Here is a 14283-nt window from a genome sequence, read left to right as displayed (position 1 = left end):
GTGAGGCTTAGGTGAAGCGAAATCAATCAAGGAATCGGTGGGTGTGGAAAAGTCATTTCACCTTCGGAAAGATGAAAGTCATGGGTGAGCGTGGCATGTGGTTGGCCGTTCACCAAGTGCTCTTTGAAGTCGCCCACCAAAGGGGCGGTGACGCCAAACACGGGGTCACTGGTGAGGTTGTCATCGCCATCGGCAAATACTTGGGTGATCAGCACTTTGTGGTCCGGCGAGGACACCATGAAGTGCAAATGCGCCGGGCGGTTGGGGTGACGCAGTTGCGCGCGCAACAAATCGCCGCACGGACCCCCAGTGGGCACAGGGTAGCCCGCAGGGCGCACGGTGTGAAAGCAATACACGCCGTGCGCATCGGTTTGAAAGCGCCCGCGCAGGTTCATGTTGTCTTGCGTGTCGTCTTGGTTTTCGTACAAGCCGATCGGCGATGCCTGCCACACATCGACCATGGCATGGGCCAGCGGTTTGCCGTGTTTGTCATACACCACGCCACGCACCTCAAGCGGCACGCCTTGGGTGTTACCGCGGGCAATGTTGTCGCTCGCTTGGCAGATGGGGGCATTGGCACGCCAAAAGGGCCCGAGCAAGGCGGCATGTGAAACCGCTTCGTCTTGGGCGTGTGGGTCGTTGTGGCGGCCTGGGTTGTTGAGTACCGCCACCAAAGACGACACACCCAGCAAATCGGCGGCCAAGATCACCTCGTTGGTTTTGGGCCCCGTGGCTTGCCCAATGTCGATGATGAACTTCACGGCACGCTCAAACTCTTCCTCAGTCACTTGCGTCTCCAAAATGAAGGCGTGCAAGTGGGTGGTGAGGGATGCCATGAGCTCGCGCAAGCGCGCATCGGGTGTGCGCGACATGGCTTGAATGACCAAAGGCAAGACAGATTCGGGCGTGGTGGGCAGGGGGATGGATGCGTGCGACATGGTGAATTTTTAGGCAGTGAAAAAATTGGATCTGTTTGCCAGCGTCCATCTCCGTCGATGTATTTCAGCCTAGCTTACCCAAAGCGCGCAGTACCTTTTGCGGTGTGATGGGCTGAGAGAACACATGGGCGTCGAAGGGCGACATTGCATCGTTGATGGCATTCATCACTGCCGCAGGCGCGCCAGCGGTACCCGCTTCACCGGCGCCCTTGGCACCTAGCTTGGATGTGGCAGTCGGGGTCTGAATGTGTGCCACCTCAATGTCGGGCATCTCGGCAGACATGGGCACCAAATAGTCCGCCATGCTGGCGTTGACCATCAAGCCGCTGTCATCGTAAAGACATTCCTCGAGCAGTGCGCCGCCTATGCCTTGCACGATAGCGCCTCGCATTTGTTCATCGACCAGCATCGGGTTCAGCACGCGCCCGCAGTCCTCGACGGCCCAGTGCTTGAGCAACTTGACAAAGCCTGTCTCGACGTCCACTTCAACATAAGAAGCCTGCACGCCGTTCGTGAAGATGAAAGGAAAGTCGCGCTGTGCGTAATGCCGCGTGACCATGAGCTCTGGTGTGAAGTCAGCTGGGAGGGTGTCGGATCGAAAATAGGCGATACGTCCCAACTCAGCCAAGGGCAGTAGATCTTGTCCACTGCTTGCGTCAACAACCCTGTCGCGTCGCACCGCCAAAGTATTGCCGTCGCGCTTGAGGATGACGGCAGCCACTTTGACAATGTTTTCTCTGAGCGCTTGCCCCGCTAGCAATACAGCTTCGCCTCCAACACCAGCTCCGCGGGAGGCCCAAGTCCCACCGCCGTAAGGCGTGGCGTCCGTATCGCCCGTGACCACGCGCACTTTGCTGATATCGACCCCGACGGCGTCGGCAGCGATTTGCTGATAAATGCCCTCAGTGCCTTGACCTTGCTCGCCCACACCAATCAGAACTGTGATGTGACCCTCTGGGTCTAGGCGTATCGTTGCGCCGTCTTGGGATGCAATGCGCGCACCGCCCACGCCGTAAAAAGCTGCGCTCGGGTTGGTCAGCTCAATGACCGTGGCAAAGCCAATGCCTCTAAACACGCCTTGCTTGCGCAATGCGGCCTGCTCTACCCGAAGCGCGTCATAGTTCATGAGCTCACGGAGCTTTTGAAGACTGGCCTCATGCGAAAGAATTTCTAGCTTGATACCCGAGATGCCGGCAGTTGGGTAGGCATCGTCAGGAATCACATTGAGTTCACGAATCCGCAAGGGGTCCATGCCGATTTTCTGAGCTGCTAAGTCCACCAGCGCCTCGGTCACCGCGCAGGCGATAGGGTGCCCCACGCCGCGGTACTGGCAGGTGGGCGTTTTGTTTTGGAATACGACATCGAGCTTGGCTCGGTAGTGCTTGTGCTTGTATGGTCCCCCCACCAAATTTACCACTTGATTGCCTTCAATGGCGCTGGTGCGCGGGAACATGGAGTAAGGCCCAATGCCTGTGAGGTCTGCCATGTCAAAGCCCAAAATCTCACCGTCGCGGTTGACCGCAATGCGGGCCTTGATGAAGTGGTGTCTTGCATGGATATCGCTGGTAAAGCTTTCCAGGCGATCGGCTACAAATTTGACTGGGCGGCCCAAAATGATGGAAAGCGCCACAGTCGCAAAATCGTCTGGATAAGCATGTACCTTGATGCCAAAGGAGCCGCCAACATCCTTGCACACGACGCGAATGGCGCTGGCTGGCAAATTGAACTGACGGCCGTAGAGGTCTTGCATCATGTGCGGGGCTTGGCAAGAGTGGTACACCGTCAAACGCTGTTCCGCTGGACTCCAATGTGCGATTTGTGCGCGAGGCTCTAGCGTCACACCCGTGTGGCGCCCAAACTCAAAATCAATTGCTGCGACGACGTCAGCCTTGGCAAATGTCTCATCGACCTGACCTACATCCAGCGAGCGCGTGAAACAAAGGTTATCGCCAAGCTCTGGATGGATCAATGGCGTAGAAGGGTCCAAGGCGCGCTGCATGTCTGTGGCAGCCGGGAGTTCTTCCCAGTCGACTTGCACATATGCCAAAGCGTCCTCGGCTTGGGCTCGGGATTCGGCCACCACCGCGACCACCGGCTCGCCTTGCCAGCAAGCGCGTTCTAACGCCAAGGGATATTGTGGTGCCGACTTCATGCCGGCCAAGTGGCCCAGCGTTGCTACCCAAGGTTGGCAGACCTTGGCCAAGTCTTGTCCATCTGCCACCAGAAGAACCCCGGGCATGGCACGCGCAAACTCAGAGTTGACAGACTTGATCAGCATGTGAGCGACTGGGCTTCGCCAGAACACCACATGCCCCATTCGCGGCAACTCAATGTCATCCAGGTACTGGCCCATGCCTTGCGTCAGCCGCTCAATGCCGCCTCGGGGAACTGAGGTACCGATGTAGCGCTGGTCATCACTGACAGGGGAGAGCGGTGAATTGTGGTTCACGCCGGGCTCAAGGTTGACGGTATCGCGCTTCATGCCAGTGCCTCCTGACGTTGCTGCAGTACGTCGCAGATGGCGTCTACGATGGCTTGATAGCCGGTACAGCGGCAGTAGTTGCCTGAAATCCAATCACGCACTTCGGCGCGCGTGGCGTTGGGGATGGTCTCCAACAGCTCTTTGGCTGCCATCAGCATGCCCGATGTACAAAAGCCGCATTGCAACGCGTTGCGACGGACAAAAGCTTCTTGCAAATCGCGGATGACCCCCGTTGCACTCAAACCCTCAATGGTTTGCACCTGCGCGCCGTCGGCTTGAACGGCAAGAGTCAGGCAACCACGCACAATCTTGCCGTCGAGCTCGACCGTGCAGGCGCCGCAAACCCCGTGTTCGCAGCCCAAGTGGCTACCTTTGAGTCCGAGGTCTTCTCGTAAGAAGTCCACCAGATGGGTACGCGGCTGCACACTGCATTGGTGAGCCTTGCCATTGACAGTGACTTTGATAGGGTAGAGGTCAGCCATGTTTATTTCCTTGTCGGCTTATAGGTGAGTGGAATGGGGCAGCATGCGCTGCAACAACACACCGATCAGGTGACGTTTGGTGTCTGGTGCGTTGGTCAGGTCGGGCAAGGGATCAACTTCCTGCCGCAGGCATGCCACGGCATCCGCTACCAGTTTGACGTCCAGAGCGCGGCCTTCAAGCAGCGCCTCTGTTTGTCTTGCACGTAGTGGCGTAGCGTCCAAACCCAGCAGCGCAATTCGTAAGCCGCGTAACGCAGCCCCTTCTCGCCGCGCTGAAGCGGCCATGCCAACAATGGCGTAATCGCCGTGGCGGCGCGCCAACTCGCTAAAGCCAAACCAGTGGTCTTTCTGCGCCAACGGGAGTTCGCAAGCGATCAGCAGTTCGTCGGGCTGCAGGGCAGTGCTGTAGAGGCCAGTGAAGAAATCGTCAGCAGCAATTCGGCGTTCGCCTTGAGGGCCTTGTGCGATCACGTTACCGCCCAAAGCCAGAAAGCAGGTGGGCCATTCAGCGGCTGGGTCGGCATAGGCGATGGAGCCACCCCAAGTTCCGCTGTTGCGAATGGCGCGGTGTGCAATGTGGGGCGCTGCAGCCTTCAAAAGCGGGGCGTGTTGCGCGACCAATTCGCTGAACTCAATCTCGGTGTGCGTGGCTAAGGCGCCTATGCGCAGTGCATCGCCATGAACACGAATCCCTCTCAGTGATTCAATACCGGTGATGTCAATCACCCACTGTGGCTCAGACAAGCGCATGTTCAGGGTGGCCATGAGCGTTTGGCCGCCGGCGAGCAGGCGGGCGTCATCGCCATGTTGTTGAAGCAAATCAATGACCTGACTGATTGTTTGGGGCTTGATGTAGTCAAAAGAAGCTGCTTTCATCGTGGTGCGCTTTCAAGAAGTCAATAAGTCAGGAACCAAGTAAGGTGCCCAGCCAAACGCCGAAACCTGTAGATAAGGCACCTAAAACAAACCACAGAACGCGTGTGGCCTCCGTGCCAGACGCCGATGAGCTGGCAGCAGCAGGTGCTGGAAAGTTGGTGGCAGCAGAAGCTGCTTCGGTCTTGGGGCCCGCTTGGCTTGTACTAACCAACTCTGGGGCTGCAACGCCCACCATTTGCTCGTTGAAAGCCTTGAAAAATTGATCGGCCATTTGTTTGGCAGCGGCATCGATCATGCGGCCACCCACCAGACCCAGCTTTCCGCCAATTGCAGCCTGAGCGGTGTAGCGCAAACGCGTGCCGCCTGGCTCGTCGGTCAGTTCAACATTGGAATGACCCTTGGCCATGCCCGCTGCACCCCCTGAGCCTTGGAAGCGCAAAACGCAGCCTTGATTGGGACGAATGTCTTCCATACGCACATGACCCACAAAGCGAGCACGAACGGGCCCAACTTTGACGGCTACGCGTGCCGTCCGCTCCGTCGGGCTGGTGGCCTCCATGCCCTCACAACCTGGGATGCAAAGCGTCAAGACAGCGGGGTCATTAAGTCCAGCCCACACCTTTTCTCGCGGCGCATTGATCAGAATGTCTCCACTTAATTCCATGCCGTGAATCCTCGGGTTTTTACGGGTTTGTTTGTTTACAACTCTGTCAATAATCTTACTAATCATTGACCACCTGGTAAATAGAGTGCGCATTCAGACAAACCCTGACAAGGCAAAAAAAGTAACCCAGCAAGCGCCAATCCATGTGCCCAACGCAACACCACGCCGACGGATGGGCTTGGTCGAGCGTGAGCGCCAAATCCTTGACGGCGCGATCGAGTTCTTTGCTGTGCAGGGCTTTGGGGGGCAGTTGCGCGACTTGGCCAAGAGCATTGGCGTGACGCATGCTTTGCTGTACCACTACTTTCCCACCAAACAAGATTTGCTTGACCGCGTTTACTTAGAAGTATTCGAAGGTCGCTGGCGTGCAGAGTGGGATGCACTGCTTGACGACACGCAGTTAGACATTGAAGACAAGTTAGTGGCTTTTTACCTCGAGTACGTGAACATCACGTTGTCCAAAGAATTCGTTCGAATCTTGGTTTTCTCAGGTTTGACAGACCATGCAATCACTGACCGATTTTTTTCCATGCTACGCGCCCGGTTGTTTCCCCGTTTGATTCGTGAAACACGGCGCTTTCGAGGCGTGATGAGTCGTGCAAAGGCGAGCAAGCGCGAGACGGAGCTGCTGATGGGTTTGCACGGTGGATTTTTCTACATCAGCATGCGTCGATGGATCTACACCCAAGATGTTTACAGTGAAAGCTCCCTTGATGTCTACAGCGAGCACCTCGTACGCGACCGTGTCCACGCTTACCTTTTAGCAAGCCGTGAATTGTTCGCGCTTAAAACCCCTTTGAAAGAACTGGTGCGAAAGCGCCAGTGCCCTGCAAGCCCGGCTAAAACCTTAGCCACAACCACCACTGAGGAGACAACATGAAGTTCAAGAATCTAGCGATGGCATCCCTTGTCGCGATCAGCGCCCTTAACGTTGGAACTGCGGTTGCGCAACAACGCATCACGGTCAACATCGGTTCAAGTCATCCAACAACCAACATCTGGGCTTACGCCATGAAGGAGGTGTTCCAGCCTGAAGTGGATCGCCTATTGAAGGAAGGCGGAGCTAAGTACGAGGTGCGCTGGCGCGAAAATTACGGTGGCACGCTTTACAAATTCACAGACACGCGCGCTGCAGTGCGTGACAACATCGTGGATGTGGGGATGGTCGGCACCGTTTGGGAAAACTCTGCAATGCCGCTGCAAAACGTCACCTACTTCACTCCTTTCGCGACCACGAACCACGAGCAACTGATTGAGATTTTTGACAAGCTCAACGCCACTGTTCCAGCCCTGCGCGACAGCTGGGCTGCGCAGAATATGGTGCCGCTGTCCTCTCTAATTACCGATAGCTACGATATCTACGCAACCTTTCCTGTGAAGGATATGGCCAGCCTGAAGAACAAGCGCATTAACGCGCCCGGTACCTCAGCGAACTGGATGCGCGATACAGGTGCCACGCCAGTGGACGGCGCGCTGACCACTTATTACACCAACATCCAGACCGGCGTGACAGATGGAGCCTTGTCATTTGCCAGCGGCATTGGCCCGGCCCGTGTGTATGAAGTAGCCAAGAACCTCACGCGCGTGGATGTGGGTGCCATGTACTTTGGCAGCGTTGCAGTCAACAAGAAGGTCTTTGATGGTCTGCCAAAGGAAGTGCAAGAAGCCATGCTCAAGGCGGGCAAGGCAACTTCTGTTGCGCATGGCAAGCATGTCACCAAGACAGCCAATTCAGCCCTCGACACCATGAAGGCTGCGGGTCTTCAAATCACTGATCTGCCTGCCGCCGAAAAAGCCAAGTGGGTCAATGGTCTTCCCAATATCGTTGCACCTTGGCTGCAGACCACTGGCGACAGCGGCAAACAAGTCCTCAAAGCTTATTTTGACGAGCTCCGCGCCCGCGGTGTGAAGCCTCTGCGTGACTGGGATTTGCAGAACCGTTGATCGAATCCTAGTTTTTTAATTAACCACCCGGTGAAACTTTTCACCGAGTGGTTGTCCGTAAAGGTTACCCATGAGTCATGAGCCTGATTTCGCCAGCGAAGTCCCCGCTGTAGTTGGTCTCCATAATCCCTTGCAAGGCATTGCAAACGTACTTGCAGCAGTCGGGACGATTTGGATTTTTCTGATGATGTTGCTGATCATGGCTGATGTCTTGGGCCGAAATTTCTTCGACGCACCCATCACAGGTGTGGCCGAGTTTGCCGCCCGATCTGTGGCTTCCATCGTTTTCCTGCAACTGGCGGCAGCCGTCTGCTCTGGGCGAATGACTCGCAGCGACTTTCTCTTGCGCATCATTGGCAAACGTTCGCCATGGGCCTTCAAGGCGCTTGAAGTTTTCAACGTGGTTGTGGGCGCACTTTTGTTTTTCGCACTTGCCCTGATTGCATGGCCAGCACTCATCGAATCGATTAACACTAAAGAATACTTTGGGGTACAAGGCGTTGTCACTGTTCCAGAATGGCCATTTCGCGCACTTTTGGTGCTGGGTTCTCTCGTTGCTGCTGTGTCGTACCTCACTTGTATCCCTTCGCTGCTGAGGCAGCCCCCGTTCACAGGAGCGCAAGCATGAGCGATTTAACACTGGGTGGTCTGCTCATTGGAGCTTTGGTATTTTTAGTTTTAATGGGGCTGCACATTGCAGTTGCTTTAACGGCTGTTGGCTTTGCTGGCATTTGGCTGATTCGAGAGAACATCGACATGGCCATGCGGCTGTTGTATCTATCAGCCTATAACGGCGTGGCCGACTACATTTTTGCCACTATTCCCCTCTTTGTTCTCATGGGGCTTTTGGTTTCTATTTCAAACGTTGGCAAAGATACTTTTGATGTGGCCGAAACTTTATTGAGGCGCCTCAAAGGCGGTCTTGGTGTCGCCACGGTGGCTGCCAATACCGTGTTTGCTGCTGTGACGGGCGTATCCATCGCTTCGGCTGCGGTTTTTACCCGTGTCGCGGTGCCAGAGATGGTTGCTCATGGCTATCGCGCAAGCTTTGCTGCAGGCACTGTTGCAGGCAGTTCTGTGCTGGGCATGATGATCCCACCCAGCTTACTGCTCATCATTTACGGCGTGCTTGCCGAGCAATCCATCGGCAAGCTTTTCATCGCGGGCGTCATCCCTGGCTTTCTGATGGCCATTGCTTTCGCAGTGATGATCATGTTGCTGGCACGCTTCAAGCCTGAGTTGGTGTTTGATCTCAAACGCCATGCCGAGTTGGCAGTGCAACGCACGAACGCTCGTCTACTTTCCACCGCTGAGATGTTCGCCAAACTTGTGCCGATCGCTACCTTGGTGGCCTTGGTTCTTGGTGGCCTTTACTCGGGCTTCTTCACGCCCACTGAAGCGGGCGGCGTTGGGGCATTTGGCGCCTTTGTTATCGCCATACTGCGTGGCAGGTTGGGCGGTGGCAATTTGTGGCGCGTGCTGACTGAAACGGGTGCGGTATCCGTGGGTATTTTGATTTTGCTAGTTGCTGCAGGCTTTTACAGCAGAATGCTTTCAGTGGCCGGCGTGCCGGCGGCCATCAGCGACTTGGTCAAAGATGCGGGGCTGGGGCCCTATGGGTTTTTGTTGCTCTACGTGGGCATCTTGCTGCTGTTGGGCATGATCCTGGACTCAAGTTCGATTTTGTTGATCATGACGCCTGTCGCCGTACCCATTGCCATGGCTTTGAATTTCGATTTGATCCACTTCGGCATCATTACTGTGATTGCCGTCGAAGTTGGACTGCTTACGCCGCCGTTCGGCATCTCGGTCTTTACAGTCAAATCCACTCTAAACGATCCGAACGTGTCTGTTGAAAGCATTTTTGCGGGCTCTATGCCATATGTGGGCGTGATGCTGGCGGTGCTTTTGCTGATTGCCATTTTTCCGTCCATGTCTTTGGCACTGATCTGATTGGTTTGAGAAAACAAAAAGCCCCTGAACGTGCGTGCAGGGGCGACAAGCATCTTTCTTGAACATCGTAGAGAAATAAGGCTTATATTCAATCCATCCAACAAGGCAGGAGATTTCGATGTCAATAAAAGGGATTATTGATCTAACTGAAAAATCTTTTTTGGTCATCATCGCTTTTTTTACAGTCGGGGCGATGGTGCAAGAGGTTATGGCGCTGATTGAGCAGCGTAAGGTTGAGTTGGAGGACTTGCTGCTGATGTTCATCTATGCAGAAGTTTTGGGCATGCTAGGGGCGTTTTATAGCAGCCACCGAATTCCAATCAGAATACCTTTGATCATTGCCATGACGGCGTTAAGCCGTTTGATCATTCTTCAAGGCAAGGACGGAGACCCCGCCATACTTTTATATGAGAGCGGCTCTATTTTGTTGATTGCCATTGCTTGCTGGGTCATCAGTCATTTACAAGACCGCGATTGATTTCTCGCCCATAGATGTGTGCATCTGCATGTGCATATTTCAAAACGTGTGTAAAAATCTCAAAAATTCACAAAACTTCTAAGTAGGGATTGTTATGAGCACCGTAAAAAAATGCTTGGAGCAAAAGCCACAACCCGTGGTTATTGTCAGCGTTAAACCTGATGACAAAGTAGTTGCCGCTTTGCAACTCATGCGTGACAACCGAGTGAGGGCAACCCTTGTCATCAACGACGACAAGTTGGTGGGCATTCTTACTCAGGGTGACTGCGCCATCAAAGTGCTCTTACCTGGGCTGGATGCTAAACATGTGCTGGTCAAGGAAGTGATGACCTCAGATCCGCTTTCGGTCAAGCTTGATGATCCCATTGAGGCATGCACTGGCTTAATGGCATCTCGAAACTTTCGGCATTTGCCGGTCGTAGATGCTGGAAGAGTCGTTGGCGTGATTTCGATTGGTGATGTTGTCAAGGACAACATTCGCCAAATGGGCCAGCAAATCGGATTTTTAGAGACTTATATCAAGGGCCACAGCGCCGACTTCTCCTGATGGGTTTTTAAAAATATCTAGGTCATCATCCGACGTGATGTCAGGCAAAACTGGGTGCTGCCTTCTCAGGCTGATGCAGATTAAAAAAATGGCTCCCGCCTGAGTATTTCATCTCCGGTTCACACCTAGGCGAGAACGAAATAGTGAGATTTCATAATCTTGATGGACGTTCTTGATCAGGGTAGTTGCTTTTTTTCGTCCGTACACTTTTGCACAATTTCTGCGGTTGGTTTGGGTTGCTCAGCAGATGTGGCAGGGCTGTTTCCTCTTTGGTCACTTATTCTGATCCAGGGGGAAGTTGCAAGAGGTTGCATGGTCCTGCTGGTAGAGAGTAGTCAATATGCAAAAAAGAAAAATTTGGTTGGCAACAGTATTTTTTATGCTCATTCACTGCCAAGTTTTCGCAGTTGAGTCTTTTTTCAAAGTAAGTACCCAAACGCTTGCGCTCAACATCGGTGGCAAAACTGTTGATGTTGACGTTTACAAGCCAATAGGCCCTCACACCGGCGCAGCAATCTTGACCCACGGCGGTTTTCGAAACAGCAAAACAATGGCAGAGCATTCACGAGCACTTGCGGAACGTGGCGTGTTGACGCTTGCGCCTAACATGCCGTGTACGTTTGATCATCGGTGCAACGCACGTGCAATTGTTCAGTTGGTCAATTTGCTTCGCAGCACCCCTACTTTTGGGGCCAGCACCCAACGAGTCATGTTGGTTGGGTTTTCAGCTGGCGGACTGTCAAGCCTTCTCGCTGCGGACACACCCGGTGTCGTGGGGTTTGTTGGATTGGATGCGTACGACCACTTGCTGCCAAACCAACCAGAGCGTTTAGGAATCGTTGCAGCTAGGCGCCTTGCCAAAGAGGTGTTGATCTTGAGGGCCCCTGCATCAAGTTGCAATGCGCAGGCAGTGGCAGCATCATGGAGTTTGGAATTCAAAGCCCTTTGGCGTGATGAGCTGATTGCAGGAGCAACACACTGCGACTTTGAGGCGCCAACTGACTGGATGTGCCGACTCGCATGTGGAGACACGGACGCTTCTAGAAAGTCCATGGTTCGCCAAGCCTTGCTGGATGCAGCGGCCAAATGGCTTCCATAAGTCTTTACCTGGGCATCTATGTGTTGGTTTCAACTAAAACGCTGAAAGAATTCTTGCCAGCAAGGCTGCATCTATTGTGAGATTTGAGGATCTTTACGGACGTTCTTGATTCAGCCGGCCTCTACTTCAACTCGTTGCTTGGTCTAACTTTTAGACACGTTTGATTACCGGTTCAAAATAATGACGTAAATGATGAATTGACATGGGTAAATCTAGGCATTGACGCAACGTGATTGGTGAGGTCTGTTTGCCCATTTGCTTATGACGACCTGACATATTGCTGCAACATAGTTTTTCTAGCATTTGATGGAATTCATTCATTAAAGCTGCTCTTATGAAAAAACTGCTCAATCTTTCTTTGCTTGTAACCGTATCCCTGCTCACTGCTTGTGGCAACTCTGATGTACCAATCAGGCAGGGGGTGTTCGTTGACGCACCAGTTGAGGGTTTGAGCTACGTCACCACATCGGGTTTGACGGGCACCACCAATGCTGCTGGCGTTTTTAATTATGTGGCTGGCGACAGTGTGACTTTTTCATTGGGGAGCGTTAAGTTTCCATCGGTTGTTGCGGGTGATTTAATCAGCCCATTGGAGTTGACTGGCGCTTCCTCAGCTAACCATCCTGGTGCCTTAGCGATTGCACGCTTGTTGCAAAGTGTCGACAGCGATGGCAACCCCGACAACGGCATTACCGTCAATCGCGCCAAAATTGCCAGCACCATCACGCAACCTGCCGATTGGTCTCAAGTCAGCGGCGTTCAACTTGCAGCCATGCTCACCGATGGTGCTTCTGGGTTGCGATCCGAATCTCTGGCGCGCTCGCACTTATCAAGCCAACTGGCTGGGGTCAACAAAGATCCTCAAATGAGTTTGGTGGGTCGTTATGCCTCTGGAGGAACGGCGCCATCGTTGGTCGCTGAAATAGTTGCCTATCACGCCAACAGTAAATCTTTGTTCATCACTGTTGACACGCCCAGTGAGCCATCATCATTCAAACGCGTTGATCTATCAGTTTTGGGCACAACCGCATTGAGCAACCCCACCACTGCCAATAACCTTCAAGCTTCTGCCCGCTACAACGTCACAACAGATGTCAATGACAGTTCTTTCACCGCTGGCGGTGTACAGAGCCTGGACGTCACGGGCAATCTCTTGGCCATTGCTGTGCAAGCCACTCGTAAAACTGATGCGGGTGTCATCGCGTTTTACAGCTTGTCATCCACGGGTATGCCCACCTTTTTGAAGAAGGTCACAGTGGGTTCACTGCCGGATGGCGTTGCATTCTCCCCGGATGGCAAGTACTTGGTGGTGGCCAATGAAGGCGAGTTGAGCGCTACCTTTATGACGGACGGTATAGACCCTGAAGGGTCAATTTCTATCATCAACATCAGCAATGGATTACCCGCAGACACAGCGGTACAAGTTAAATTCACCGACTTCAACGTTGGCGGTACTCGCGCCAGTGAACTGCCATCCACCGTTCGCATTGGGCGCCCGGGTGCAACCGTTGCTCAAGACTTAGAGCCTGAATATGTGTCGATCTCAGCCGACAGCAAAACGGCTTACGTCACTCTGCAAGAAAACAATGCAGTGGCTGAGGTGGACTTGGCTTCAGGCAGGATTAGCAAGATTTTTGCGCTGGGCTTCAAAGACTACGGCAGCAAATACAAAATTGCCGCCTCTGATCGTTATGCGAGCACCACCAAAACAGCTTACGAAAATCCGACAGTTCCAGCGACCCTCAAAAACTACAACAACCTCTATGGTGTGTATTTGCCAGATGGCATTGCCACTTACACGGTCAATGGTAAGACTTACTTTCTGACTGCGAACGAAGGAGATGATCGAGACGATTTCCTAAAAGGCGCAAGTGGCACTTCTACAGTCACAGACATAGCTCGTTTTAGCAGCATCGTCGCAAACCTAGACCCCACAGCCTTCCCAGCCGATGTTGTTAACTCCATCAAAACAGATCAGGAATTAGGCCGTCTTACATTGCTGACCAAACACGCTGGTGGAAATTACGGCGACACAGACGGTGATGGCGACTATGACCGTCTCTATGTTCTTGGTGGCCGCTCGTTTTCGATTTGGGACGCAAGCACTGGCACTCAGGCCTTTGACTCTGGCGAAGATATTGAACGTGCGGCGTATAGCAATGCTTCCGATGACTCTGCCAATGCCTTGGCTTTACTCAAAGCAGATCAATTGCTAGGAAGGCTTGACAACAAAGGACCAGAGCCTGAGTCAGTGGTGGTTGGACAAGTGGGTGCTGAAACCTATGCATTTGTGGCTTTGGAGCGTGCAAGCGCGGTCATGATGTACAAGATTACCGATCCCACCAAGCCGAAGCTGGTTCAATACATCCGAAATACCACCAATCTTTTGGACGGCGACATCTCTCCTGAAGGTATGAAATTTATACCCGCGTCTCAAAGCCCAACTGGCGTGGCTTTGTTGGCAGTGGGTCATGAAGTGTCCGGGTCGGTGGCGGTCTATCAAATCAAGTGATGACTTAAACACTTCACAAAGATTGTTGGCAGGTCGCGCCTTCATCGAAATAAAGCAACTGCTTCATGGAAGTTGCTTTTTTTTCGTCCGCACACTTTTGCACATTTTCTGCGGTTGATTCGGGTTGCTCAGCAGATGCGGCAGGATGCACTCGCTTGCTTACAATGACTGCAAATGCCATATCAGCATGGTCATTTTTGTTTTTTCACTCCTGCACATCCCTTTTTATCGCATCCAAAAATGACCATGAATGTCTCTGAACCTCGGTTGACTTCTCTCTCGCACGGCGGTGGTTGTGGATGCAAAAT

The 14283-nt window shown here is 53.2% G+C and carries 13 protein-coding genes; 7 read left to right on the top strand and 6 right to left on the bottom strand.

Annotated elements, in window-relative coordinates; all coding sequences use genetic code 11:
* Positions 1-26: 26 nt before the first annotated feature.
* The 5 genes from V7Q41_RS11725 to V7Q41_RS11705 form a co-directional block, all read right to left on the bottom strand.
* The gene (locus V7Q41_RS11725) at positions 27-938 is read right to left on the bottom strand and encodes a dioxygenase family protein (protein ID WP_333846047.1); all 912 of its coding nucleotides are present in this window, start codon (positions 936-938) and stop codon (positions 27-29) included.
* Positions 939-1002: 64 nt separating this feature from the next.
* On the bottom strand, positions 1003-3420 hold the full coding sequence (locus V7Q41_RS11720) for a xanthine dehydrogenase family protein molybdopterin-binding subunit (RefSeq protein ID WP_333846046.1): 2418 nt from the start codon (positions 3418-3420) through the stop codon (positions 1003-1005).
* Positions 3417-3902 carry a (2Fe-2S)-binding protein gene (locus V7Q41_RS11715; protein WP_333846045.1) on the bottom strand — a complete coding sequence of 162 codons (486 nt, stop codon included), beginning with the start codon at positions 3900-3902 and terminating at the stop codon, positions 3417-3419. The genes V7Q41_RS11720 and V7Q41_RS11715 overlap by 4 nt, the downstream gene beginning before the upstream one ends.
* An 18-nt stretch (positions 3903-3920) precedes the next feature.
* Positions 3921-4778 carry an FAD binding domain-containing protein gene (locus V7Q41_RS11710; protein ID WP_333846044.1) on the bottom strand — a complete coding sequence of 286 codons (858 nt, stop codon included), beginning with the start codon at positions 4776-4778 and terminating at the stop codon, positions 3921-3923.
* 28 nt (positions 4779-4806) lie between these two features.
* Complete coding sequence (locus V7Q41_RS11705) at positions 4807-5442, bottom strand: CoxG family protein (RefSeq protein ID WP_333846043.1); 636 nt, start codon at positions 5440-5442, stop codon at positions 4807-4809.
* A 145-nt stretch (positions 5443-5587) separates the two neighbouring features.
* Here V7Q41_RS11705 and V7Q41_RS11700 point away from each other — a divergent pair, with 145 nt between their 5' ends.
* The 7 genes from V7Q41_RS11700 (at position 5588) to V7Q41_RS11670 (ending at position 13975) form a co-directional block, all read left to right on the top strand.
* A complete protein-coding gene (locus V7Q41_RS11700; protein WP_333846042.1) occupies positions 5588-6322 on the top strand; it encodes a TetR/AcrR family transcriptional regulator in 735 nt (244 codons plus the stop codon).
* Positions 6319-7386: a C4-dicarboxylate TRAP transporter substrate-binding protein gene (locus V7Q41_RS11695; RefSeq protein ID WP_333846041.1), complete on the top strand. Its 1068-nt coding sequence runs from the start codon at positions 6319-6321 to the stop codon at positions 7384-7386. The genes V7Q41_RS11700 and V7Q41_RS11695 overlap by 4 nt, the downstream gene beginning before the upstream one ends.
* Positions 7387-7456: 70 nt before the next feature.
* On the top strand, positions 7457-8014 hold the full coding sequence (locus V7Q41_RS11690) for a TRAP transporter small permease subunit (RefSeq protein WP_333846040.1): 558 nt from the start codon (positions 7457-7459) through the stop codon (positions 8012-8014).
* Positions 8011-9339, top strand: coding sequence for a TRAP transporter large permease (locus V7Q41_RS11685; protein ID WP_333846039.1), 1329 nt, complete (start codon positions 8011-8013; stop codon positions 9337-9339). The genes V7Q41_RS11690 and V7Q41_RS11685 overlap by 4 nt, the downstream gene beginning before the upstream one ends.
* A 118-nt stretch (positions 9340-9457) precedes the next feature.
* Entirely contained in the window at positions 9458-9817 is a 360-nt protein-coding gene (locus V7Q41_RS11680) for a phosphate-starvation-inducible PsiE family protein (RefSeq protein ID WP_333846038.1), read from the top strand.
* A 94-nt stretch (positions 9818-9911) separates the two neighbouring features.
* Positions 9912-10364: a CBS domain-containing protein gene (locus V7Q41_RS11675; protein WP_333846037.1), complete on the top strand. Its 453-nt coding sequence runs from the start codon at positions 9912-9914 to the stop codon at positions 10362-10364.
* Between the two features lie 1433 nt (positions 10365-11797).
* Positions 11798-13975: a choice-of-anchor I family protein gene (locus tag V7Q41_RS11670; RefSeq protein WP_333846036.1), complete on the top strand. Its 2178-nt coding sequence runs from the start codon at positions 11798-11800 to the stop codon at positions 13973-13975.
* A gap of 13 nt (positions 13976-13988) precedes the next feature.
* On the opposite strand, the gene V7Q41_RS11665 is transcribed toward V7Q41_RS11670, so the two are convergent.
* Complete coding sequence (locus V7Q41_RS11665) at positions 13989-14156, bottom strand: hypothetical protein (RefSeq protein WP_333846034.1); 168 nt, start codon at positions 14154-14156, stop codon at positions 13989-13991.
* Between the last annotated feature and the right edge of the window lie 127 nt (positions 14157-14283).

Source organism: Limnohabitans sp., from assembly GCF_036804465.1.
GTDB lineage: Bacteria > Pseudomonadota > Gammaproteobacteria > Burkholderiales > Burkholderiaceae_C > Limnohabitans.
The sequence above is the reverse complement of the archived record's forward strand: the minus strand, read 5'-3'. Positions and strand labels throughout refer to the sequence as shown.

Coding starts and splice junctions, on each gene's coding strand:
- V7Q41_RS11725 (WP_333846047.1), bottom strand. CDS start 938: ATGTCGCACGCATCCATCCCCCTGCCCACCACGCCCGAATCTGTCTTG.
- V7Q41_RS11720 (WP_333846046.1), bottom strand. CDS start 3,420: ATGAAGCGCGATACCGTCAACCTTGAGCCCGGCGTGAACCACAATTCA.
- V7Q41_RS11715 (WP_333846045.1), bottom strand. CDS start 3,902: ATGGCTGACCTCTACCCTATCAAAGTCACTGTCAATGGCAAGGCTCAC.
- V7Q41_RS11710 (WP_333846044.1), bottom strand. CDS start 4,778: ATGAAAGCAGCTTCTTTTGACTACATCAAGCCCCAAACAATCAGTCAG.
- V7Q41_RS11705 (WP_333846043.1), bottom strand. CDS start 5,442: ATGGAATTAAGTGGAGACATTCTGATCAATGCGCCGCGAGAAAAGGTG.
- V7Q41_RS11695 (WP_333846041.1), top strand. CDS start 6,319: ATGAAGTTCAAGAATCTAGCGATGGCATCCCTTGTCGCGATCAGCGCC.
- V7Q41_RS11690 (WP_333846040.1), top strand. CDS start 7,457: ATGAGTCATGAGCCTGATTTCGCCAGCGAAGTCCCCGCTGTAGTTGGT.
- V7Q41_RS11685 (WP_333846039.1), top strand. CDS start 8,011: ATGAGCGATTTAACACTGGGTGGTCTGCTCATTGGAGCTTTGGTATTT.
- V7Q41_RS11680 (WP_333846038.1), top strand. CDS start 9,458: ATGTCAATAAAAGGGATTATTGATCTAACTGAAAAATCTTTTTTGGTC.
- V7Q41_RS11675 (WP_333846037.1), top strand. CDS start 9,912: ATGAGCACCGTAAAAAAATGCTTGGAGCAAAAGCCACAACCCGTGGTT.
- V7Q41_RS11670 (WP_333846036.1), top strand. CDS start 11,798: ATGAAAAAACTGCTCAATCTTTCTTTGCTTGTAACCGTATCCCTGCTC.
- V7Q41_RS11665 (WP_333846034.1), bottom strand. CDS start 14,156: ATGGCATTTGCAGTCATTGTAAGCAAGCGAGTGCATCCTGCCGCATCT.